We start from the raw sequence: 24,207 nt of genomic DNA, 5'->3' as shown, positions 1-24,207 counted from the left end.
ATAATGACAATTAGCACTCAAAACGAAAAGCTATCTCCATGGCCATGGCAAGTGGCGAACGCAGATGCCAGCTTTGATATAGCCGCTATTGGTAATAAGTTAAAAGACTTAAATAAAGCCTGTTACTTAATCAACCATCCAGAAAAAGGCTTAGGGGTTTCTCAAACAGCCCAAGTCGTGACAGACAAAACAGATATAGGCCAAGACTTACCTGTCAGCGCTTTTGCCCCAGCGCTGGGCACCCAAAGCCTAGGCGATAGTAATTTTCGCCGTGTACATGGCGTTAAATACGCTTACTACGCAGGCGCAATGGCGAATGGTATTTCATCTGAAGAACTCGTTATTGCATTGGGCAAAGCCGGAATTTTATGCTCATTTGGTGCAGCAGGTTTAATCCCATCACGGGTTGAGCAAGCCATACAGCGCATTCAAGCTGCGCTGCCCAACGGCCCATACATGTTTAACTTAATTCATAGTCCAAGTGAGCCAGCCCTTGAACGTGGCAGCGTTGAGTTATTTTTAAAACATAAAGTTCGCACCGTGGAAGCCTCAGCATTTTTAGGCTTAACCCCACAAATTGTTTATTACCGTGCAGCAGGATTAAGCCGAGATGCCAATGGTGACATTGTTATTGCCAACAAAGTTATCGCTAAAGTCAGCCGCACCGAAGTGGCGATTAAATTCATGCAACCCGCGCCAGCCAAAATACTGCAAAAACTGGTTGATGAAGGTTTAATCACCCCAGAGCAAATGGCATTAGCCCAGCTTGTTCCTATGGCAGACGATATCACTGCAGAAGCAGATTCAGGTGGCCATACCGACAACCGTCCTTTAGTCACTTTACTGCCCACCATCTTGGCCTTAAAAGACAAGGTGCAAGCTGAATATAACTACAACCCACCCATTCGTGTTGGTTGTGGCGGTGGTGTCGGCACGCCGGATGCGGCACTGGCAACCTTTAATATGGGTGCAGCCTATATTGTTACCGGCTCGATTAACCAAGCCTGTGTTGAAGCGGGCGCCAGTGATCATACTCGAAAACTACTTGCCACCACTGAAATGGCTGACGTAACTATGGCACCCGCTGCGGACATGTTCGAAATGGGCGTGAAACTGCAAGTGGTTAAACGCGGTACCCTATTTCCAATGCGCGCCAATAAGCTTTATGAAATTTATACCCGTTATGAATCAATCGAAGCGATTCCAACTGAAGAACGTGAAAAGCTTGAAAAACAAGTGTTCCGTGCCAGCCTTGATGAAATTTGGGCAGGAACTGTAGCGCATTTTAACGAGCGAGATCCGAAGCAAATCGAACGCGCACAAGGTAACCCTAAGCGAAAAATGGCACTTATTTTCCGTTGGTATCTTGGCCTTTCAAGCCGCTGGTCTAATTCAGGTGAAGTGGGCCGTGAAATGGATTACCAAATTTGGGCAGGTCCTGCACTTGGCGCGTTCAACGAATGGGCAAAAGGCAGCTATTTAGATGATTATACCCAGCGAAATGCGGTAGACTTGGCAAAACACTTGATGCACGGCGCCGCTTATCAGGCACGTATTAATTTACTGACCGCTCAAGGCGTAGCAATTCCTGTTGAATTACAACGCTGGCGTCCAAAAGATAGCGTAAAGTAAATCGTCATTAATTCATCAAGCTAAGTCAATTTTCATGTAGGTAGCGGTAATGAGCGAAACACAAAAACTAGATTTTTCAGCAGTGAATGACACAACATTGGCATCGTTTAATCAGCAAAAGAATCTGATCAAGCGCATGATGAAAGGTAACACTGCAGAGTGCAGCGAATGTAAAAAGCCGCTCACCTTAGTGTTACCGGCTAACGGTAAAAATGCCAAGGCAAGTGATAAATTACCGGGAATTTATTGTGCAAAAGGTTGCACCGATATTGAACTGGACATGGAAGCTGTGGCCTTGTTGAAATAACACGTAAAATTGTTTGTTGGAATAACTGATTTGTTATTGCGTAATGAGTTTAAGAAGGCATCGAAAGGTGCCTTTTTTGTTGGCCACATTTAAGGGTATTCACATCTTACAGATGTGGGTATTTAGGGTTGTATTTAAGCCCTTTTAATTATGTTGCCATAGACACAGTTTAATCAAAGTAAAACTATCGAGAAACAAAAAACCAGCAAATCATGCTGGCTTTTGATGAACAACAAAACCTCAAAACACTTTATGCTTTAGCAAACTTATAGGTGCGATAACCACCAATAAGGTTACGAGCTTTAAAACCATTGTTAACTAGCTGGCGATAAGCGACGTTGCCACGTAGACCAACTTGGCAGTAGATGATGATTTCTTTATCTTTTGGCAGTTCGTTCATACGTTGACGCAGTTGATCAACCGGGATATTAATCGCACCAGCGATACTACCACCGGCCTCAAGCTCTCCGGGGTTACGAACATCTAACAAGAGTTGATCAGCCGTTAACTGGTCAATCTCATCAAAATGTATGGCTGTTGAATCACCTTTTATTAGGTTATTGGCCACAAATGCCGCTTGGTTGATGACATCTTTAGCGCTGCCATAAGGCGGTGCATAGGTCAACTCAAGGTCTTGTAGCTGTTCAACTGTCATCCCGGCTCGTTGGGCAACGGCCATCACATCAATGCGTTTATCAATACCGTCTTTTCCGACCGCTTGAGCACCATAAATTTTGCCTGTTTTAGGACAAAATAACATTTTAAACGACACGATTTCAGCGCCTGGGTAATAGCTGGCATGACTGGCGGCATGCACATACACTTTTTGGTAATCAACGCCATCACGCTTTAATTGCTTCTCATTTTGACCTGTTGAAGCCACTGCAAGATCAAAAATCTTGCAGATTGCTGTGCCTTGTGTGCCTTTGTAGGTTTCATTACGACCAAGCATATTACCTGCTGCCATCCGCCCTTGACGGTTAGCAGGCCCAGCTAACGGCACAAGCGTTTGCTTACCTGTTACAAAGTCTTGGTCTTCAACGGCATCACCAACGGCATAAATATCAGGATCGCTGGTTTGCATATTTGGCTGAGTATAAATACCGCCAAGATCGCCAATTTGTAAACCAGCTTGCTTAGCCAGGGTGATTTCTGGGCGAACACCGATGGCCATAATAAGCAGATCTGTGGTCAATGTTTCACCATTATTTAACGTTAGATTAAGTTGACCTTGCAGATGTTGATGAGCTTCATTTTCACCAGACTCAATACTCGCGACATGCTCAGTTGGCATAAACTCAACCGCTTGCAGTGCAACGCCTAATTTTAAATCGATACCTTGCTGTCGTATTTCAGCATGGGCAAAGCCCACCATTTCACGATCAACTGGCGTCATGACTTGATCCGCCATTTCAATCAAGGTGGTTTTAATGCCTATTTGATGAAAGGCTTCCATCATTTCTAAGCCAATAAAGCCGCCACCCACCACAGTGGCGTGTTCCGGTTTATTCATCTTGATGGTGTTAAGAATGCGATCCATATCTGGAATGTTACGCAATGAATGGGTGAGAGGGTTATCAATACCCTCAATAGGCGGCACAATCGGACTTGCACCTGGGCTGAGTAATAACTTGTCGTAACTTTCGTTGTACTCTGTACCAGTTTGCAGATTTTTGACTGTGACAGTCTTGGCGGCGGAGTTAATTGCGATAACTTCGTGCTTCACTCGAACATCAACATTAAACCGCGCTAAAAAGCTTTCAGGAGTTTGCAGTAATAATTTGCTTCTTTCCTTGATGTCACCACCAATATGATAAGGCAAGCCACAGTTTGCGAACGAGACAAACTCGCCTCGCTCAAACATGATAATTTCTGCATCTTCACTTAGACGACGTGCGCGCGCTGCAGCTGAAGCGCCACCGGCAACGCCGCCGATAATTAAAATTTTAACCATGACTCTCTCCTGAAACCAACAGTTGCTAAATACCAGTATAAGGTCATTGCCTGTTATACATGCTTTAGTCATTGTGGTGATTGCTGACTGAATAAGCCTTATTATCCATAAGATTTTTCTAATACACAAGCCTTATGTCAAATTTATCTAATTTTAGTGCTTGTTGGTATAACTAAATAATGCTTATAAAACATAAATATTACAGCAATTTAGACTAAAACCACGGATATGTGATAAGGATTTGTGACTAAATGAGTACAGGAAAGACCTCGAATAACTAAAGACAGATTTCCAGTCAGAAGCGCAGAAATTAAGGAGCAAACTAACCATTGTTCAGTTGAACAACACAAACTTAATGACGACAAACTTAGCCATGGCTCACATATATCTGTGAGCCATGACCTTTATTCTAAATGAGCAATAGACATTTAGCGTTTCAACACAAATGGCATAATAAACAGCAACAAGCCAACGATGACAAATGGAATACTGAGCATTTGCCCCACACTCATACTCCAATCTTGAGCAAATTCGGCTTGCCTCACTTTAACAAACTCAATCAAATAACGTGAACCATATACCAGCGCTAAAAATAGCCCCAACAAGGCCCCTTGCTTTTGTTTTATATGGGTAAAACGATAAAGCAACCACATGCCGATAAAGAGCCCTAAATAAGTGATTGCTTCATACAACTGAGCCGGATGACGAGGCAACATATCAATACGCTCAAAAATAATGGCCCATGGTTTATCCGTTGGAATACCAACAATTTCGGAGTTGGTGAAGTTTGCCATTCTCACAAAAAAGCAAAAAATTCCCGTCGCAATAGCAATGCGATCCATCAAAAATAAAAACGGTATTTGCGCCTTACGTTGATAAAAATACATGGCCAATATCATGCCTATGGTGCCACCATGACTAGCCAGCCCGCCCTTCCAAATGGCTAATATCATCCAAGGATTAGACAAATAGTATCCTGGCTCATAGAAAAAAACATGGCCCAAGCGGGCCCCTACAACAATACCAACAACACTATAAATCAATAAATCATCAAGTGATTCTGTATCGAGTCCTTCAAGCGCATAGATCCGCTTCATCACCATAAAGCCTGTGGTAATTGCTGTGGCAAAAAGAACCCCATACCAATGTATTTTAAGGCCCATAAAAGACAGCAGTACAGGATCTAAGTTCCACACTAAATGTTCCACGATTGATGCTCCCTATCGCATGATTGACGCAAATTTGTTATCCGTTAATGAGTGCAGTATTACCCTCTTAACTGCTTAATTTCAAGGAGATAATTGTTTTCACGCTCAATATAACTCAATAAAAGAACTTCTTTAACTGCCAACACAAGGTCGCCCATACAACTCAATCAAAAAAGAACTACTTGAAAAGCGGTTAAAATCAAAACTATGATAAAAAGTAACTTGTCATCTTCTAAGGTAAAAGGAATTCAGATGGACTTTGAATCATTACAACAATATCTACTGGCCAAGCCAGAAACCCATGTTGACTTTCCTTTTGGTGAAGATGTCCATGTGTTTAAAGTAAAGAACAAAATGTTTGCTTTAATTGGGCAACGTAATGATTTATTGATGCTAAACCTCAAATGCGATCCCGATGAAGCCAATGCTTTAAGAGACATTTTTCCTGCCATTACAGCGGGCTACCATATGGATAAAAAACATTGGATATCAGTTTATTTTGACTGCACTGTGCCTGATGGCGAGGTGAAACGCCTGATTGATAATTCTTTTTTATTAGTGGTAAATTCCATGCCGAAAAAAGATCAAACATCAATTAAATTACATTTATGACAATCACAATAAATAACTGGCCATAAATAGCGTAGAAAAATACGTGATAACAAGGCAGATTTTTTTGATAAGCATTTATTCTACAACCAAAAAATCTAAGGCAGTGATCGGGTATTTCATAAGCGAGAGTGATCAGTTATTTATTAGGACTGGTATTAAACTCGAGCAAGATATTCGCTAGATAAAGCAACAAATCAGGGGCAAAATAAATGCCCCTGAATTTCCTACATTAAAACTCGCTAATAGCACTGAGTAATCAATTAACTGTCTTACCACAAATTAATTCATTAAAGCTTATCTTCAAAATTAACTTGGAACTCACCTAACCCTTCATAACGGATAGTCACTGGGGTATTCATAGCGACTTTAACGACACCAGCATAAGATCCCGTAATAATTGCTTGGCCTTTTTTAAGCCCAACCCCTTTAGACGCCAAATAATTAACTAACCAATAAATAGGGCTTTGTGGTAAGCCGCAAGGATGCTTGCCATCAAAATGTTGTGTTTGCTCATCACCACCAGCTGGCGACTCAGTGACTTCAACACTGACCTCACTCGCTTGGTAAACCGCCTGAATATCAATTTCAGGACCAATATAAATGCCTTGATTACTTAATCCATCTGCTAACTTTTCAAGGTTAGACGCACTGTAGTCTTGGCTAAATCTTAATTGAATCAATTCTAATGCCATAAACGCACCACTCATGGCTGCATCAATTTGGGCATCTGTATATTGCTGGTTAGGGGCAATATCTTGACCTAATACAAACGCAATTTCTGGCTCAATCAACGCGATAGATTGCTCCGTAGTTCTATGAGCTATCATTGGGCAAGCCGCTTGCTGAACAACCGCATCGGCTAAAATCGGTGCAAATATAAGCTGGTCATTGGGTTGTGGTACTAAGCATTTCCAACCAGCAATCTCTTTACCAAACAACTTAATCATTTGTTGTTGAACATAAAAAGCATCATCAATGCTTTGCGGCGCAATAGCCGCAAGTTCTGATGCCGGTTTGAGTGCAGTACGCTGGCTCATTAAATGGCTAGCTAATGTTTTTAATGCGGCTTGTTCGGTCATTTAACTTCCTAATAATGATATAAATAAAGTCTATTATATTGATTTATAAGTCTTTAGCACTAATGCTTATTTGATTTTAACTGCAGGCTCAAACAGTCCTGTTGTACCATGTTCAAATTGGATCATATTGCCATTTGCGATTGTCTTTGCCGCTTGCGTTTCTAGCCCCAATTGAGCTGATGACACAAATAAAATATGGGCTCGTTCACCACCAAATGCTGGGCATGTCGGGCGCTTTACTTTTACATCGATGCGCTGCAATAGCTCGCCTTCAGCGGAAATACACACAACACCCGCCCCATCCCATAAGGCTACCCACAAGTTACCTTTAGCGTCAACAACTGCACCATCGGGGACATCTTTTGATGCTGAAAAATCCATAAACAATTCTGGTTTAGCAATTGGCCATCCTAAATCATTAAGTTTGATTGAAAAAATTTGCTGCTTAGCTGAATCAGCAAAATACGCTAAGTGACGGGATTTATCGAAACATAGGCCGTTACTAATGCCAATTTCAGAGACTAATAAGCGTAGTTCAGATTGATACCATCGATAAATACTGCCTATTGCCTCTTCACCTTCTCTGCTCATAGTACCCAACCAAAATCCGCCCCAAGGATCGGCGCGGCCATCATTACTGCGAAGATCCGCGCGCTGCGCTTCTATGGCAACCAGAAGGGTTTCAGCATGAGTATGGGTATTAAATTGGTATAAGCCGCTGGGTTTAGCCAACAATAAGTGTTCAATATCTATCCAAGCAATTGCTGTAGCCATTTCAGCAAGTTTGATTTCCTGCGTTGTGTCTCCGTGACGGCTTCTTAGCAAATTATTGGGAAAATCAACCCAATATAGGGTGCTAGTCAGTGGATGCCATAAAGGGCTCTCGGCCAATAAATTCACCCGTGAGTCAAAAACACTGACTGCTTGCTTCATATTACTTTGCCTGCCATTGCTGACAAATTAACGGCGTTAATTGCTGCAGGTTATTCACGAGTTCGTCTTCTGTGGTAAAGGGGATATCAGCCCACAACTTAACCTCAAATCTCGCACCTTTGATCACTTTGCCGACACCTTTGGGTGTACCTGTCATGATCACATCACCATCATCAAGGTGCATAAAGCTTTGTAGCTCGTTTAAAATCACTTGCGGGGGATACATCATTAATGACGAGTGGCCTATTTGAACCAGTTCATTGTCTATGGTTAGGGTAAAACACCAGTCGCTAGTCACTTGCTCGATTACAATAAATTCGCTAAATACAACTGCACCATTAAACCCTTTTGCACGCTCCCATGGCAAGCCTTGGCTTTTAAGCTTATTTTGTAAACCTCTTTTGGTTAAATCTAATCCCACACCAACAGCATAGAGCTGACCATGCTTGATAACAAAACATAACTCAGCTTCATAATGTAGCTCTTCTTGATACACAGCGATTAGCTGTGAACTGATTGCTGAGTTGGGTTTACTAAAAACCACCATTTCATCTGGTACTTCATTACCTAACTCTTTGATGTGTTCAACGTAATTACGCCCAACACAGACCACTTTAAAAGGAACAATATCAGCCTTGCTAGCTATTTGAATTTGCTGCATCAACTACTCGTAAATGAATGAAAAATTGTTTAAATCATCTAAGCTTATTAACAAAAAAATTACAATTTATTGTATTACTACCGATAAGCTTAAGTAAGTGCTATCTAAAGTTGATAAAACCATGGTGCGATTTGTTTGCTAAACTACAAATTGATAGCACTTCAGTAAGATTAACCATAACGCATTTATACAATAAAAATAAGAGATCCTAAATATTATGCTTGAGTTAACAATCAAACAAAAAATTGCTTTAGGTTTTGCGACTATAGGAATATTACTGATTGCTGGAAGTAGTTTTTTTTATCGCTCATTAAATCAAATTCAAACCGCTAATGCCAACATTCAAACTTTAGCCGTTCCAGTACAAAACCAAACCAATGCTTTGCAACTTAGTTTGCTCAAAATGGCCAAAACTGGCAGTTTAGCTTTCTCGCAGTCAGGTCATGCCAACATTCAAGCCACTTTTAATCAATTTAATCAGCTTAAAACAGAGTACTTGGCAACGTTTACAGATTTAGCTGAAAAAGTAGCTGACCAACCCAAAATGAAATCCACCTTAAATACAGTCAGCACAGAATATGCTCAATACGTATCTCAAAGTGACAACATGTTTAATGCCAAATTAAATATCGAGAACAATAAATCCCACTATCAAGCACTTTTCAGCCAATTTTTACAAGTAAAAGATAATGCTAGTAATAGCATGATTGATTTAGAGATTATTGATGCTGCAGGCCAAGACGGGTTATTAGAGGAAGTGATTGGCACTGGTACGCGCATAGATGATGCCATTTACAATATGGGCAATATTATGACTGAAGTTGGCCGCTTTACGGACATACAAAGTATCAATAACCATCAGCAAGATGTATTGATGCTGATGACGAATATTGAAACCAACTTTCTATTTTTAAAGCAACAAGCTGCGAGTTTGCCAGCTGATGAGTTACTTACCGCTTTTGCGGAACAATTTAGCCAATTAAGCGAATTATTAGACGCCCCTGGTAGTTTATATGAGAGTCAGCGCAATGTGGTGGCTGCGTTAATTGCGGCAGAAACGGCCAACCAACAATCTAATCAATTTTTTGATGCAAGCTTAAGCGAACTCAATCAATTAATGATGCTAGCGGATCAGCGATTCAACGATTTGCAATCTGCTGCTGCAGATGAAATCAGTACCGCGCAAACTACTGTTATCAGTTTGGCAATAATCTTTATTATTTTAGCCGTTATTATTTATTCCTTAACCTCAAAAGCCATGCTGGGGCCATTGCAAGCGGTAAACAGAGCTTTGCATCGCATAGCCAGTGGTGACTTATCTAAACGCTTGAGTAAACGCAATGACGATGAATTTGGCGAGCTAATGGATAACATCAACAAGCTATCAGATGATTTAACCTCACTCTTAAAAGATATCAGTAACAACGCCCATCGTCTTGATGAGTCGGCGACCCATTCACGCCAGCAAGGTGAGCAAATTGCCGACTCTGCCAATATTCAAATTCAGCATATTAATCAGGCTAAACAACTCGCTGAGCAAATTCATCAAAGCTCTAATACGGTGAATCAGCAGGCCGTCGAATCTGCTCAGCAGATTACACTCGCCTCAGAGCAAGGTAATCAAGTTAAAGTCATTGCCGATGAAAACAGAAACCGAATAGAACAACTTTCAACTGGGTTAAGTCACTCAGTCAACATCATGAACAACTTAAGCCAACACAGTGACGGTATAGGTGGAATTTTAGTTACCATTAGTGCTATCGCTGACCAAACCAATTTACTTGCGCTCAATGCAGCAATTGAGGCAGCTCGAGCTGGTGAACATGGTCGCGGTTTTGCTGTGGTCGCGGATGAAGTACGTTCACTAGCGTCACGTACTCAATCATCAACGGCTGAAATTCAAACCATGATCAGTGCGTTGCAAACTGAAACAGATAAGGCAGTAAAAGCCATTTCTCAAGGGCAAAATCAAGCTAATGAATGCGTTGAACAAAGCCAAGCCTTGCATACTGCTATCCAACAAATTGAATCTGCGTTAATGACTATCAATAGCATGAGTCAAAGCATCAATCACGCCGCACAGGACCAAGTCAGCTTTAGCCAGCAAATTGATCACACTATGTCTGATACAGCTAAAGCCGCTGAGCACAATGCCAAGCAATCATCAGCAATGGCGCAACGCAGCCAAGAGCTTAATCAGCTGGCCACCTCTTTGACGAATTCGGTTAAGCGTTTTACCTTATAAATTTAAACTTATTGATAATGAAAAAAGGTTAGCAAGTGCTAACCTTTTTTCATTATCAAACAGAGCTTATGCTACCCCTGTATTAGTCCCATAAGAACTCTCTAAAATGTTTACGACAAACTGACTCATAGGTTTCATTGCCACCAATAGCAACTTGCTCACCTTCTTTCATCGGCATGCCTTCACCATCTAAACGCACCACCATATTCGCTTTTCGACCGCAATGACAAATGGTTTTAAGCTCAACTAACTTATCTGCCCACGCCAATAAGTACTGGCTGCCGGTAAATAGCTCACCCTGAAAATCACTCCGAAGACCATAACACAGCACAGGAATGTCAAAATGATCGACCACATAGGTTAACTGTTTAACCTGCTCTTTTGACAAAAATTGGCTTTCATCAATCAGTAAGCAGTGAATGTGCTGCTGTTCATGTGAGGCTTTAATAATATCAATCAAATTATCGTCACTTGAAAACACTTGTGCAGCGGTTTCGATTCCAATTCTTGAAGCAACCTTACCAACGCCATAACGATCATCAATTGAGGCGGTCATCACCACAGTGTGCATACCACGTTCGCGGTAGTTATATGAAGATTGCAATAATGAAGTGGATTTGCCTGCGTTCATTGCTGAGTAATAAAAATACAGTTGTGCCAAAATGATTTCCTAATCGCTATTTTTGGGTAAATTCTACTTGTATATCGACAATAAAAACAAACAAAAAAGCCGCACAGTGTTATCTGAGCGGCTTTTTAATGTCAAAATTGCTTAACGACCAGCCTTTAACTTCAATCCAAATAAGCTGATAGCAAATACCAAGCTACAGGCTATAAAGCCCATTAAAATTGATCCTGTATACCCTAGTACTGCATAACCAATAATACTGATAAAGGCCACAATTAACGCGTAAGGTAACTGAGTAATGACGTGATCAATATGGTGACAACTCGCACCGGTTGAAGACAAAATAGTGGTATCTGAAATCGGTGAGCAATGGTCACCAAATACCGCCCCAGCCAGTACCGCAGACAACATAGGCAGCATCATGGTTGAGTCACTCCCCATCGCCATATCAGCAGCAATTGGCAACATAATCCCAAAGGTGCCCCAGCTGGTTCCGGTAGAAAACGCCGTAATACCCGCAAGAATAAATAGCACTACCGGCAACAATGCAAACGGAATAGCACCAGTGACCAAACTCGCCATATATTTGCCCGTTTCTAATTGACCAATCACCCCAGCAATGGTCCATGCAAATAATAGAATGTAAATCGCCGGTAACATTGAACGAGCACCTGCGGTAATACCTAACATAATTAGTTTGATATCTATTTTTTGCACAAAGGCTAAAACAAGCGTCACAAGGAAGCCAACAATCGAGCCATAAAATAATGACTGACTCACTTCGGTATTTTCAAATGCGCCGATAACACTAAATGATTGACCATCCGCAGCCAGTGCAGCAGCACCACTGTTAAGCATAAAGAAGACAGTTGCAGCAATTAGGGCAAAAATAGGTAAGAACAATCCCAAAATTTTACCCGTATCGGCTTCAGGTAAGTCAGCATTTGCCCCTGGTGGTAGTCCTTTAGATTCATCAAACAGCTCGCCTTTTTGAGCATTCAACTCATGTTGGCGCATAGCGCCAATATCTAAGCTGAATAAGGCGACACACAACAACAATAATAAAGAAAAAACCGCGTAGAAATTCATTGGGATCATCTGAACAAACACACTTAAGTGTCCTGATTCAGTAAAACCATGCGCGGTTAAAATACCACCAATCAAGGCAATAATATAAGCCCCCCAACTTGAGATGGGTGAAATAACACAAATTGGCGCCGCGGTAGAATCCAATAAATAGGCAAGTTTAGCGCGTGAGATGTGATATCTATCAGTAATAGGCTTCGCAATAGAACCCACAACTAAGCTATTAAAATAATCATCAATAAACACGACACAACCTAAGAAAATGGTCATTAACTTAGCATCACGCTTATTACGAATACGCTCATGAGCCCAATCAGCAAAAGCACGGGCAGCGCCACTGACAGTGATGAGAGCCGTTATCATCCCTAACATCACCAAAAAGCCAAGAATTTGGAGGTTCCAGCTATTTAACGCGCCATCATCCCAAACAAGACCTTTAACGGTTTCCCCTATAAATACTGCAGTATCGCCTATCGCAAACTGAGTAAGTAATAACGCGCCCACTAAAATACCAATGCCAAGAGACAATAAAACTTTTCTGGTGGTAATAGCCAACACAATAGCGATGACAGGAGGCAATAGTGATAAAGCCGAATCGGCGTGACTTAAAACATTCATTAATTTATTCTTCGTGTAAGTACGAATGGAGGGCAACTGAACCGGTGTAAGATAATGCAATATCTTAAGAAACACCTGTCCTATCAGTAGCGCTCCATAGTAATTTCTTCTTGTCATCCCGACAAAAAATACTATGGCAGTGCAGTACCTATTCGGTAACAACACCAGCTGTATTGACCGATATCAATCACAACTTCGGCGCTAAATCCTTTCAAGATAGATCACAGGCATCACCCTACTTACCTTTACTCATATTTAGCGCACCTCTACTTAAAAGGGCGTTATCCCAACAAACGATAAGCTATTGTTCAATAAATAAGCATAGCTTAAAGTTGTGCGGGCACAAAGCGCGCACATGAAAACACATACGGCCATGAGGATGCTACCCCATGGCCGTATATTGTGAACAATATCACACTTTAAATCAGGTTATTCAATGCTGGAATCGCTTCAAATAAATCAGCCTCTAAACCGTAGTCTGCCACTTGGAAAATTGGCGCTTCTGGATCTTTGTTAATCGCGACGATAACTTTTGAGTCTTTCATACCTGCTAAATGTTGAATCGCACCAGAAATCCCCACTGCGATATACAAATCAGGAGCAACAATTTTCCCTGTTTGTCCAACTTGTAGATCATTAGGCACAAAACCGGCATCAACTGCAGCACGTGAAGCTCCAACAGCCGCACCAAGCTTATCAGCTAATTGTTCAAGAATAGCAAAGTTCTCTCCGCTACCCATGCCACGACCACCAGAAACGATAATGCCAGCATTACCTAATTCTGGGCGCGCTGATTCAGTTAAACTTTGAGAAACAAATTCAGCTTTCGACTGGATGGCTTCAGCCACATTGGCAAGTTCAGCACTTCCTGTATTAGCCACTGCATCAAAGGCACTTGGGCGAATCGTCATTACTTTTTTGGCATCTAAGCTTTGTACCGTAGCCAAAGCACTACCTGCATAAATAGGGCGAATAAAGGTATCAGCGCTTTCAACGCCAATCACTTCAGAAATTTGACTCACATCCAATAAGGCTGCAACACGAGGTAATGTATCTTTACCCACGCTTGATGCTGCAGCAAGGATATGTTCGTAATCTCCAGCTAGGCTCAAGATTAATTTAGCCAGATTATCAGCAAGGTGATTGGTATATTCTGCGGCATCAGCCACTAATACTTTGCTCACACCAGCTAAAGATTGAGCCGCAGTTGCTGCGCTAGCACATCCACTACCGGCAACTAACACATGAATATCGCCACCAATAGCCGTTGCAGCAGCAACAACTTTAGCGGTGTCGGCTTTTAAATGCGCATTATCGTGTTCTGCTAAAACTAAAATAGCCATGTTAGATCACCTTCGCTTCGTTTCTTAATTTTTCAACTAACTCTTCAACAGAAGACACCATAATACCCGCTTGACGCTCAGCAGGCGGGGTGACCTTTAATACTGTTTGATGGGCTTTTAACGTGACACCTAAATCAGCCACTGCCAATGTTTCTAAAGGTTTACGCTTTGCCTTCATAATATTGGGTAGCGAAGCATAACGAGGCTCGTTCAAACGCAAGTCAACTGTAACAACGGCTGGCAAAGGCATTTTTAACGTTTGTAAACCACCGTCAATCTCACGCGTAACGGTAATTGATTCACCTTCAACCTTAACTTCTGAAGCAAAAGTGGCTTGAGGTAAATCCGCTAGTGCGGCAAGCATTTGCCCTGTTTGGTTGTTATCACCATCAATTGACTGCTTACCAAAGAGTACTATTTGGGCTTGTTCTTTTTGCTGTACCGCATTTAATAGCTTAGCAATTGATAAAGGGACGAGATCTTCATCGGTTTCGACATGAATAGCACGATCGGCACCTAATGCCATGGCGGTTCTTAATTGTTCTTGTACCACTTTAGCACCGATGCTAACCACGACAACTTCAGTTGCAATGCCAGCTTCTTTTAATCGTACAGCTTCTTCTACTGCAATTTCACAAAATGGGTTTAACGCCATTTTTAAGTTAGCGGTATCAACATTTGAATTATCAGCTTTTACCCTGACCTTCACATTGGCATCGACGACGCGCTTTACAGGCACCAATATTTTCATAGGGTTTCCTTTCTACACCTTTGTCTATGGACAGCATTGGCCATTACCAATGCAATTGGTTTCAACTTTACGTCCTGTTGACGTTAACGTCAACACAAGTTAAACGATTGTTTGAAAAATTTACTTAAAAAAATCTTAAACTGGCAAGTTTTAGTAACACCCAAAAAAGTAAGGATAATTATCATCTCTCATATTTAGGTTTATTAACTAAATATAATCATTATTTATATGTATTTTGTTAAATTAAATTGATCATAAGTGAATATCTTTCTATTATTAGGCTTATTAATAAAATAAGCATTTATTTATTAATTATTCGTTTGAATGAATCGCTTTAAAAATGTGTGTCGTTAGGGAATTAAAATCTAGGGAATGAGATAACATTATTGACTGACTTATCATCAATAATCGTTAAACCGCATGTTGTACGACATTAATCATTCAAAGCTTAAAGTATCAAATAATGTGTATCCCAATAAAATTAGGACGCGAAACAATATGAGTGATTTTTTAGATATTCTAACCCACGGTCGTCGCTTTAAAGCAGCAGTGAAAGAATTAAGCATTGAAGAACTACATGATCTTGCAACCAAGCTTAATAAAATTATTACCGAACGTGAAGAAGATGCAAAAGCAGAAGAAGCTGCTAATGCAGAACGTAATGCACGTATTGCTGAAATTCTAGCTCAAATTGAAAACAGTGGTTTATCAATTGAAGATTTAGGTGAAGTATCAGCAGTTAAAGCCGCACCGAAAAAACGTGCGCCACGCCCACCTAAATATCAGATCACAGTTGATGGTGAGTTAATTCAATGGACTGGCCAAGGTCGCATGCCTACCGTATTCAAAAAAGAAGTTGATGCCGGTAAGTCATTAAATGACTTTTTAATACCAGGCATGGAATAATCATTAAACTTTTAGACAAAAGCGCTTACTTCGGTAAGCGCTTTTTTTATGACAAATTAAAGTTTGCTTTAACCTCTAATACAGACAAGGTAAACTGTACTAAATCCGGACTAAGTGAGCTAATTATGCCTATATCTATTAAAAAAACCTTCAGCGTTTCAGTCATTATTATTTTGCTTACGGCCTGTGCGGGTGATTACGCATTTAATAGTAACCTTGACCGAAAAACGATTAATGAATATTTCAAGGTTGGCGATGTAACCCTCTATGAAGGAGCAAATACCCCAACCGGCAACTATAAGGTTATTGGTTTAGCTGAAGGAGAATCTTGTCAAGAGCTTGCTAATGGTGCGCCTGCATCAATTGAAGATGCTCGCACAGAGGCACGTAAACACGCAGCAGATATGGGCGCTAATGGTCTTATTATTAAACAATGTATGCTAACCGAAGAACAAGACTCAGCCTGCTATAGCCGCAGCTTTTGTGTTGGTCAAGCGATACAGCAACTGAAAACTGAATAGTTTTTAATTAATACACTCTTCAATAACAAGCTTGTCTTACTTAAGCTAAGCTTGTTTCTAATTGATATCTAGCCAATAGACAGATCTTACATGTTCACCTCTGAAATTAATGCCGTTGCAATTTGTCGAACCCCTTATAAACAAAAGTTTGGTATTCCACGTCAGCCAGGATTAGTTGATGTCAAAGGCTATGTAGAGCTGGTACCCGAACTTAATAATCTTGATACAGTTAGAGGTATCGAGCAATATTCGCATTTATGGCTATTATTTTGTTTTCATGAAAACTTAGCTCAAGGTTGGAAAACCACAGTTAGACCACCAAGGTTAGGCGGGAATGAAAAGCTTGGGGTATTTGCAACTCGATCTACATTTCGCCCCAATGGAATTGGTCAGTCTGTGGTTAAATTACATGCTGTTGTGCAACGTAAAGGAAAAGTGTGCTTAGAGATATCAGGTATGGATTTACTTGATGGCACGCCTATTATTGATATTAAACCTTATATTCCTTTTTCAGATGCCATTAAAGACGCACAAGGTGGAATTGCCCAATTTGCCCCAGAACTTATGCCCGTTGATTATAGTGATTTAGCAATATCACAAATACAAAATTACAGCCAAAATAGCCAATATCAATCCTTACAACCGTTAATTAGCTCAGTACTGGCGCAAGACCCTCGCCCTGCTTATAAAAAAGCCAAACAAGATCCTAAAATATATCAAGTGGCACTCTATGATTTAGATATATTTTGGCAGGTAATAAATAACAAAATTAATGTAATTGAATTAAAGCCAACCACAGTTGCACTTTTGAAAGATTAAACTCATGAGTAATATCGATTATCAACAGCAACATAAAAAGCGTTTATCTTGGATGCCTTGGTTATACTTTAGCTTGAAGCCCAAGCATCTTGAGTGGGCACGCCCTTGGCAACAAGCCATTCAGCAACAGCTAACGTTACTGGAAACCATTTCAATAGGTGACAATTGCTTTATAGCTCCAGAGGCTGAGCTTTTTGCCGAACCCGGTAGAGATATCATTGTAGGTAACAAATGTATGATTGCTGCAGATGTGTTTATGCACGGCCCAATCACTTTAGGCGATGAGGTCGCCATCAATCATGGCTGCAGCCTTGATGGCGGCAAAGCCGGTATCCATATTGGATCACAAACTCGCATAGCAAACAATGTTACCGTTTATGCCTTTAATCACGGTATGTCACCACAAACACCTATCTACCAGCAAGCTGTCAGTTCTAAAGGTATTTTTATCGGCAAAGATGTGTGGATTGGCGCACAAGCAGGCTTAGTTGATGGTATTACAATTGGCGATCATGCGGTAGTGGGGATGGGATGTATCGTTACAAAAGATATTCCTCCTTATGCCATTGTGGCTGGAAATCCCGCCAAGATTATTGGCGATAGACGCAACAAGTAACCAGAATCAAGTTTGATTGTCGTCATGTGACAATTTATCAGCGACCTATTTTTAAATAATTCAGGTGACATCAACGCTTCAAGTGCTAAAATGACGCCCATTCTCTTTTATTAAATTGGACATTGGAATGCGAGTTAGCAAGTACCTGCTTTCAACACAAAAAGAAACCCCAGCAAATGCTGAAGTTATTAGCCATCAATTAATGTTGCGTGCCGGCATGATCCGTCGCAATGCATCTGGCTTATACAGCTGGTTACCCTCAGGTTTGCGTGTATTACGTAAAGTTGAAGCTATTGTTCGTGAAGAAATGAACAACGCAGGTGCCGTAGAAATTCTTATGCCGCTAGTTCAACCAGCAGACTTGTGGATGGAAACAGGTCGTTGGGAAAAGTTTGGCCCAGAACTATTACGCTTCCAAGACCGCCATAATCGTGACTTTGTATTAGGTCCAACCCATGAAGAAGTGATCACCGACTTAGTTCGCAAAGAAGTGAACTCTTATAAGCAATTACCCTTGACACTGTACCAAGTACAAACAAAGTTTCGTGATGAAGTTCGTCCGCGCTTTGGTGTAATGCGCGCGCGTGAATTTTTGATGAAAGATGCTTACTCTTTCCATTTAGATCAGCAAACCATGGATGATACTTATCAATCTATGTATACCGCCTACTGTAATATTCTTGAACGCATGGGACTTGAATATCGTCCAGTGCTGGCTGATACCGGCTCAATTGGCGGCAGTTTGTCACATGAGTTCCATGTGTTGGCTAATAGCGGTGAAGATTTAATTGCTTATTCAACGGGTAGCGATTACGCCGCTAACATTGAAAAAGCAGAATCGCCAATGCCAACGACCACACTGCAAGCGCCAACACAAGAGTTAACCTTAATTGATACACCTAATGCCAAAACCATTGCAGAACTCGTTGAGCAATTTGATTTAGACATCACTAAGACAGTTAAAACCTTAATCGTAAAAGGGTCTAATGAAGAAACGCCATTAATTGCTTTGATTATCCGTGGCGACCACGAATTAAACGAAGTAAAAGCGGATAAGTTAGAGGCAGTAGCGTCGCCACTAGAAATGGCAAGCGAAGCAGAGATTCGAGCTGCTATTGGTGCTGGCCCAGGCTCAATTGGCCCTATAGGCTTAAACATTCCAGTTATTATTGACCACAGTGTTGCAGTAATGAGCGACTTTGCCGCCGGAGCTAACCAAGATGACAAACATTATTTCGGTATTAACTGGGAACGTGATCTTCCTTTAGCAACCGCTGCTGATATTCGTAATGTCATTGAAGGTGAAGCCACACCTGATGGTAAAGGGACATATTCAATGGCTCGCGGTATTGAAGTAGGTCATATTTTCCAGCTTGGCACTAATTACTCAAAAGCAATGAATGCCACAGTATTAGATGAAAACGGTAAAGCACAAGTACTATTAATGGGTTGTTACGGTGTCGGTGTCAGCCGTATTGTTGCAGCTGCAATTGAGCAAAATCATGATGATCGAGGCATCATTTGGCCAGAAGCAATTGCACCGTTCAAAGTTGGTATTTTACCAATGAACATGCACAAGTCACATCGTGTTGCGGACATTGCTGAAAAACTTTACCAAGACCTTCAAGATGCAGGCATAGAAGTGCTGTTGGACGATCGCAAAGAGCGCCCTGGTGTTATGTTTGCTGACATGGAATTGATTGGTTTACCCAATGTTGTTGTTATTGGTGATCGCAATATTGATGCGGGTATGTTTGAGTATAAAAACCGCCGCACCGGAGAAAAGCAAGACATTCCATTTGATCAAATTGTTGAGTTTTTAAAAGCCGCTAAATAAGCCTTCAACAATAATCATTGAGTAAAATCGATATAAAAAACGCACCGTAAAGTGCGTTTTTTATTTTTTATTGATAAATATATCAATCTCTAATCCTTGATTGACCTCAGAGACCAACACAATACGACCACCCAGTTTTTGAGTCACTAAATTATAAACTATCGACATGCCTAACCCCGTGCCACCTGCATTTCTGGCTGTTGTATAAAAAGGTTCAAAAATCCGTTCTTTGGTCTCAGCACTTAAACCAATACCATTATCTTTATAAAACATTTTTATTTCATCACCAGATTCTTCTACACCTAAAATGATCCGCTTATCACCTTGAAACCCTTCAGGAAAAGCATGTCGAAAACAGTTTGAAACCAAATTAGTGAATATTTGCGCAATCGCACCTGGGTAAGATTCAACCATAACATTTTCAGCAAATTGAATATCTAATCCAATACGATTTTTACGGGTTAATGGCCTTAAAGGCGTTGATATTTGTTCCAAATATTCAGAAAGATTAAAATATTCTTTTTCAAGTGTTAATTGATCAGCTGACGTACGTTTAAAATTATGTACTAATTCTGCTGCACGAGATAAATTACGCTCAATTAACAATAAACCATCTGTCATGGTTTCAATAAAATCGTTAAATTCAGCTTCATCTAACTCATCGTTAGCAAATTTCTTTTTGATCTTATTTAATTCATCAATACAGTGACTTGTTGAAGTTACAGCAATACCTAAAGGGGTGTTGACCTCATGCGCCACACCAGCAACTAAATTCCCTAGTGCTGCGAGTTTCTCACTTTCAATTAAACTAACCTGAGTTGACTTTAAATGCGCTAAAGCTTGCTGTAATTCTCGCGTTCTCTCGATTACAGTGGATTCAAGTTGAGCATTAAGTTCTGCAAGTTGATGTTGATGGCTACGTACTTCATTCGCATTCACAGCTCGCCCGAAAAGATCAGCTAAAGATGCAACGAATACTTCTTCATCTCGTGTCCATTGGCGTATATCACCTCTATGCTCACAACAAATAATCCCAATCATTTTGCCGCCATGACGTATTGGGCCATCAAGCATTGATGTTATACCTTGTGGCTTAAGATACACCTCGCTAAATTCGGATGTGGCAGCATGCTGACACGCATCATTTGCAGCAATAATCCTTTCGGTATCTAACGCTTGAAAGTATCTTGGAAAGTCTTGACGATTAAGCGTAATTTTATCTTGTTGAGCCGCTTTATCTAACAATAAAAAACACTCTATAGATTGTTTATCTTTTGATAATAACCAAATACCTGCGCGATCGACATTTAGCCCTTTACAAATCGACTCCACAATAAGTTGTGATGCCCGCTGTAGGTCGCCTAAATCAATCAATTCTGATTGACTAACACCAAACAGCACATTTTCAAGTTTTTGATTCATAGCAGTCTAATGTCCATCAGGGCTATCAGGCATTTCATGTTGGATCTCAATAAACCTATCCATTAAGGCCAAGCTTGCCTCGCACAAAGCTGGATCAAATTGCTTTCCAGATTGCTCATGTAAGTAGGCTATAACCCGCTCTGCTGGCCATGCTGGTTTGTAGCTACGTTTAGACAACAAGGCATCAATTACATCCACAATCGCCATAATACGGCCTTCAATCGGTATAGCGTTGCCAACAAGCCCTTGTGGATAGCCTTGACCATCCCAGCGCTCATGATGGGTATACGCAATTCTAGCGCCCATTTTAGCAATGATACGATTTGAAGCTGCTAACAGGTTATACCCTTTCTCGGCATGGGTTTTCATTATCTCCCATTCATCGGCATCAAGTTTGCCCGGCTTGTGTAAAATGCTTTCCGGAATACCTATTTTACCCACATCGTGCAGAGGAGCAGCAAATCGAATCGTGTCAATAAAATCACTACTTAAGTTTAAGTGCTTTGCAAGAATTTCACTCATTAAGGCAACACGCCTTACATGGGCACCGGTTTCCTGACTACGTTGTTCAATTGCGTCACCAATAATTAAAATCAGCTCTTTTTGGGTTTGTTGAACGTTTTCTTTACCTGCTAAATTTTCGAAGGTCAAACTGACATTCGCAGCAAACAACTCTAAAATGCGGACCTGAAGAGGATTAAGTGAAGAGTTATGTTGCAGATATAAAATACTGGTTACGTCGTTACCAAACTCATAGAAGCCAACATAAATATTGTCTCGAACTAAAGAGGTTTTTAACGCAATAGCTTCAATAATATACTCTTTCACCTCACCTGGTAGTGACTCCACACTATCAATTTCGCTATAGCTGACCATTTCGCCAGTGGCAGCTAATAGATTCATTTGGGTATCTTGATATAAATCTTCGTGGTAGCTAGTTAAATATAACGCTGAACTATTTAAACCTAATAATTGCAAGGTTTGCTCAAGTACTGCACTACCAAAATGATGTAATGTGTTACTGCGAAGTACAGAAGAGGAAGCCGATATGACTTTCTCCATGCCCTTTTGACTTTGTTCAATAATTTTAATATCACGATATGAACGAAGTGATGTATAAACGCAAGATTTTAATTTGGCGGAGGTTAATTCGGTTTTAGCTTTGTAGTCATTAATATCATAATCACGGATCACTTTTTCTTCCGGAGCACTCCCCGGCTGACCGGTTCTAAGAATAATGCGAGTAGAGTGATTATGTAATTCTTCTCGAATTTGTTTCACTAAATCTAAGCCTGCATGATCATATTCCATAACGACATCAATAAATGCCAGAGCAATATCAGGTTCATCACGCAATACTTGAAAACCTTCTTTAGCGGTGTAACAAGAAAAAAATTCCAGTTTTCGACCATCTAAACTAAATTGGCTAAGTGCAAATTTAGTCACATCATGTACCCCTGGCTCATCATCAATAATGACAACTTTCCAGGGCGCTAACTGCACACTAGATGAAGTTGAGGAAGATACTTTTTTTGACATTTCAGAAGATTTTTTAAACAGGGCCACTAGAGTCTTCCTTTTATTTCACTCGATGTTTTTATTTCACTCGATGCCTGGATCGCGATAAAACGGAGAGAATGAATATTTATTTTTATTATCCATCTAGTTAATAGCTGACAAAGATACTTTTTGTCAAAGAAATGAGAGATAAAGTTAGCGATTTGTTTAGTTTTTTGTTTTAAGCCATCCAATTTACAATGATGCCAAGAACACTAAATAGCGATACTGTGGAACATATCCGACTAGCTTGAAAATTCAAAACAAGACATACTCAATGATAATAATGTCGAAAAGGGAAGAGTTTTAATAGTGTCTATAGCACTGGTTTTAGGGGCGGTGGCGCCCGTGCAGCATATCAAATTGGGGTATTAAAAGCGTTAGTTCAATTTTACCCACGTAATCACCATATTCCGTTTGACATCCTTTGTGGCACATCAGCGGGCGCGATCAATGCTACCTCAATCGCCACTCATGCGGCTTGCTTTCATTTAGGTGTCCGAAAATTAGACTGGGTATGGCGTCACTTTACCACAGATAAGGTGTATCAATCATCCTTGACTGGCGTTGGTAAACATCTGTTAAATATGGCAGTAAAAGGCTTACAGCACGATAAAGTCAGTACTGATGCACCTAGCTTGCTGGATAATCAACCTTTACGAGATTTACTAAATCAATTAATTGACTTCAAAAGAATTGATCGCAATATTCACCTAGGTGCGCTAACTGCGATTAGTGTAGATGCCTCTTGCTATAATAACTCGAAATCTTACAGCTTTTTTCAAGCTTCACATCAAATCGAAAATTGGCAACGCGCAAGACGATACGGTATAAAAACACTGTTAAATACTGACCATTTAATGGCCAGTTCTGCCATACCAATGGTCTTCCCTTCTATTAAGTTAAATGGCCGCTATTTTGGGGATGGCTCTGTGCATCAGTTATCTCCCCTTTCTAGTCCAATCCATTTAGGTGCATCTAAGTTATTTATTATCAACCTAGACAGTCCACATAAGACCAATGATAAAGAATTACAGCATCACCCTAAAACCGCCACAATTGCAGGCCACCTTTTAGATACCATTTTCTCTGATACGTTAAACAGTGATTTAGAACGATTACAGAGGGTCAATAAAACATTAAATCTCATTACTCAAGCAGATAGAAATAAACTGAATCTAAAGAAAATTGAAACGTTAGTAATTAAACCCAGTGAAGATTTAAGTGCTATTGCAGCTCGCTACTACGATGAAATGCCCATGGCAATTAGACATCTACTAAAATTAATTGGCAATAATAGGCAGTCAGACTCAAGTATTGTGTCGTATTTATTATTTGAGAAGGCCTATACCAGTGCACTCATTGATCTTGGTTACCATGATGCGATGTCTCAAATAGATTCAATTAAAAACTTTTTTGAAATTACCAAGTAATGCTTATTGTTACTCATATATAAATCAATCACCCTATAG

At 40.5% G+C, this 24,207-nt stretch carries 21 protein-coding genes and 1 riboswitch; of the genes, 10 read left to right on the top strand and 11 right to left on the bottom strand.

The genetic code is table 11. The features are described 5' to 3' along the window. Nucleotides 1-3: 3 nt before the first annotated feature. Complete coding sequence (gene pfaD, locus HBH39_RS05995; RefSeq protein WP_167676503.1) at nucleotides 4-1,632, top strand: eicosapentaenoate synthase subunit PfaD; 1,629 nt, start codon at nucleotides 4-6, stop codon at nucleotides 1,630-1,632. Between the two features lie 49 nt (nucleotides 1,633-1,681). Then, nucleotides 1,682-1,939 (top strand): hypothetical protein, encoded by a 258-nt coding sequence (locus tag HBH39_RS05990; protein ID WP_167676501.1) that lies wholly within the window; start codon nucleotides 1,682-1,684, stop codon nucleotides 1,937-1,939. 250 nt (nucleotides 1,940-2,189) lie between these two features. On the opposite strand, the gene HBH39_RS05985 is transcribed toward HBH39_RS05990, so the two are convergent. Both HBH39_RS05985 and lgt read right to left on the bottom strand, forming a co-directional pair. Then, on the bottom strand, nucleotides 2,190-3,893 hold the full coding sequence (locus HBH39_RS05985; protein WP_167676498.1) for an FAD-dependent oxidoreductase: 1,704 nt from the start codon (nucleotides 3,891-3,893) through the stop codon (nucleotides 2,190-2,192). A gap of 428 nt (nucleotides 3,894-4,321) precedes the next feature. Beyond that, entirely contained in the window at nucleotides 4,322-5,101 is a 780-nt protein-coding gene (gene lgt, locus HBH39_RS05980; RefSeq protein ID WP_167676496.1) for a prolipoprotein diacylglyceryl transferase, read from the bottom strand. A gap of 252 nt (nucleotides 5,102-5,353) precedes the next feature. Here lgt and HBH39_RS05975 point away from each other — a divergent pair, with 252 nt between their 5' ends. Then, a complete protein-coding gene (locus tag HBH39_RS05975; protein WP_167676494.1) occupies nucleotides 5,354-5,713 on the top strand; it encodes an MmcQ/YjbR family DNA-binding protein in 360 nt (119 codons plus the stop codon). A gap of 287 nt (nucleotides 5,714-6,000) precedes the next feature. On the opposite strand, the gene HBH39_RS05970 is transcribed toward HBH39_RS05975, so the two are convergent. From HBH39_RS05970 to HBH39_RS05960, 3 genes are all read right to left on the bottom strand, one after another. Then, the gene (locus HBH39_RS05970) at nucleotides 6,001-6,792 is read right to left on the bottom strand and encodes a fumarylacetoacetate hydrolase family protein (RefSeq protein ID WP_167676492.1); all 792 of its coding nucleotides are present in this window, start codon (nucleotides 6,790-6,792) and stop codon (nucleotides 6,001-6,003) included. 66 nt (nucleotides 6,793-6,858) lie between these two features. Next, nucleotides 6,859-7,725: an SMP-30/gluconolactonase/LRE family protein gene (locus tag HBH39_RS05965; RefSeq protein ID WP_167676490.1), complete on the bottom strand. Its 867-nt coding sequence runs from the start codon at nucleotides 7,723-7,725 to the stop codon at nucleotides 6,859-6,861. A gap of 1 nt (nucleotide 7,726) precedes the next feature. Further along, complete coding sequence (locus tag HBH39_RS05960; protein ID WP_167676488.1) at nucleotides 7,727-8,386, bottom strand: fumarylacetoacetate hydrolase family protein; 660 nt, start codon at nucleotides 8,384-8,386, stop codon at nucleotides 7,727-7,729. Between the two features lie 217 nt (nucleotides 8,387-8,603). Here HBH39_RS05960 and HBH39_RS05955 point away from each other — a divergent pair, with 217 nt between their 5' ends. Next, nucleotides 8,604-10,631: a methyl-accepting chemotaxis protein gene (locus tag HBH39_RS05955; RefSeq protein ID WP_167676486.1), complete on the top strand. Its 2,028-nt coding sequence runs from the start codon at nucleotides 8,604-8,606 to the stop codon at nucleotides 10,629-10,631. Nucleotides 10,632-10,713: 82 nt separating this feature from the next. Here the strand turns inward: HBH39_RS05955 and HBH39_RS05950 are convergent, their stop codons facing one another. From HBH39_RS05950 to HBH39_RS05935, 4 genes are all read right to left on the bottom strand, one after another. Continuing rightward, nucleotides 10,714-11,292, bottom strand: coding sequence for a thymidine kinase (locus HBH39_RS05950; RefSeq protein ID WP_167676484.1), 579 nt, complete (start codon nucleotides 11,290-11,292; stop codon nucleotides 10,714-10,716). A 111-nt stretch (nucleotides 11,293-11,403) separates the two neighbouring features. After that, nucleotides 11,404-12,963, bottom strand: a complete 1,560-nt coding sequence (locus HBH39_RS05945; RefSeq protein WP_167676482.1) for a Na+/H+ antiporter NhaC family protein — start codon at nucleotides 12,961-12,963, stop codon at nucleotides 11,404-11,406. Nucleotides 12,964-13,042: 79 nt separating this feature from the next. Further along, a riboswitch (Lysine riboswitch) is annotated at nucleotides 13,043-13,240 on the bottom strand. Nucleotides 13,241-13,382: 142 nt separating this feature from the next. Then, the gene (locus HBH39_RS05940; protein ID WP_167676480.1) at nucleotides 13,383-14,306 is read right to left on the bottom strand and encodes an FAD-binding protein; all 924 of its coding nucleotides are present in this window, start codon (nucleotides 14,304-14,306) and stop codon (nucleotides 13,383-13,385) included. Between the two features lies 1 nt (nucleotide 14,307). Further along, nucleotides 14,308-15,057 (bottom strand): electron transfer flavoprotein subunit beta/FixA family protein, encoded by a 750-nt coding sequence (locus HBH39_RS05935; RefSeq protein WP_167676478.1) that lies wholly within the window; start codon nucleotides 15,055-15,057, stop codon nucleotides 14,308-14,310. 498 nt (nucleotides 15,058-15,555) lie between these two features. On the opposite strand from HBH39_RS05935, the gene HBH39_RS05930 reads away from it, so the two are divergent. The 5 genes from HBH39_RS05930 (at nucleotide 15,556) to HBH39_RS05910 (ending at nucleotide 19,756) form a co-directional block, all read left to right on the top strand. Beyond that, nucleotides 15,556-15,963 (top strand): H-NS family nucleoid-associated regulatory protein, encoded by a 408-nt coding sequence (locus HBH39_RS05930; protein WP_167676476.1) that lies wholly within the window; start codon nucleotides 15,556-15,558, stop codon nucleotides 15,961-15,963. A 125-nt stretch (nucleotides 15,964-16,088) separates the two neighbouring features. Further along, nucleotides 16,089-16,484 carry an Rcs stress response system protein RcsF gene (rcsF, locus tag HBH39_RS05925; RefSeq protein WP_167676474.1) on the top strand — a complete coding sequence of 132 codons (396 nt, stop codon included), beginning with the start codon at nucleotides 16,089-16,091 and terminating at the stop codon, nucleotides 16,482-16,484. 90 nt (nucleotides 16,485-16,574) lie between these two features. Beyond that, entirely contained in the window at nucleotides 16,575-17,303 is a 729-nt protein-coding gene (tsaA, locus tag HBH39_RS05920; protein ID WP_167676472.1) for a tRNA (N6-threonylcarbamoyladenosine(37)-N6)-methyltransferase TrmO, read from the top strand. A gap of 4 nt (nucleotides 17,304-17,307) precedes the next feature. Beyond that, nucleotides 17,308-17,919 (top strand): acyltransferase, encoded by a 612-nt coding sequence (locus HBH39_RS05915; protein WP_167676470.1) that lies wholly within the window; start codon nucleotides 17,308-17,310, stop codon nucleotides 17,917-17,919. A 127-nt stretch (nucleotides 17,920-18,046) separates the two neighbouring features. Further along, nucleotides 18,047-19,756: a proline--tRNA ligase gene (locus tag HBH39_RS05910; RefSeq protein WP_167676468.1), complete on the top strand. Its 1,710-nt coding sequence runs from the start codon at nucleotides 18,047-18,049 to the stop codon at nucleotides 19,754-19,756. A 60-nt stretch (nucleotides 19,757-19,816) separates the two neighbouring features. On the opposite strand, the gene HBH39_RS05905 is transcribed toward HBH39_RS05910, so the two are convergent. Together HBH39_RS05905 and HBH39_RS05900 are read right to left on the bottom strand one after the other, a co-directional pair. Next, nucleotides 19,817-21,178, bottom strand: a complete 1,362-nt coding sequence (locus HBH39_RS05905) for a sensor histidine kinase (protein ID WP_167676465.1) — start codon at nucleotides 21,176-21,178, stop codon at nucleotides 19,817-19,819. Between the two features lie 6 nt (nucleotides 21,179-21,184). Continuing rightward, nucleotides 21,185-22,744 carry a DUF3369 domain-containing protein gene (locus HBH39_RS05900; RefSeq protein WP_167676463.1) on the bottom strand — a complete coding sequence of 520 codons (1,560 nt, stop codon included), beginning with the start codon at nucleotides 22,742-22,744 and terminating at the stop codon, nucleotides 21,185-21,187. Between the two features lie 353 nt (nucleotides 22,745-23,097). Between HBH39_RS05900 and HBH39_RS05895 the strand changes: the two genes are divergently transcribed. Beyond that, the gene (locus HBH39_RS05895; protein WP_167679987.1) at nucleotides 23,098-24,168 is read left to right on the top strand and encodes a patatin-like phospholipase family protein; all 1,071 of its coding nucleotides are present in this window, start codon (nucleotides 23,098-23,100) and stop codon (nucleotides 24,166-24,168) included. Nucleotides 24,169-24,207 lie beyond the last annotated feature (39 nt).

Source organism: Shewanella aestuarii (assembly GCF_011765625.1).
Classification (GTDB): Bacteria; Pseudomonadota; Gammaproteobacteria; order Enterobacterales; family Shewanellaceae; genus Shewanella; species Shewanella aestuarii_A.
The sequence above is the reverse complement of the archived record's forward strand: the minus strand, read 5'-3'. Positions and strand labels throughout refer to the sequence as shown.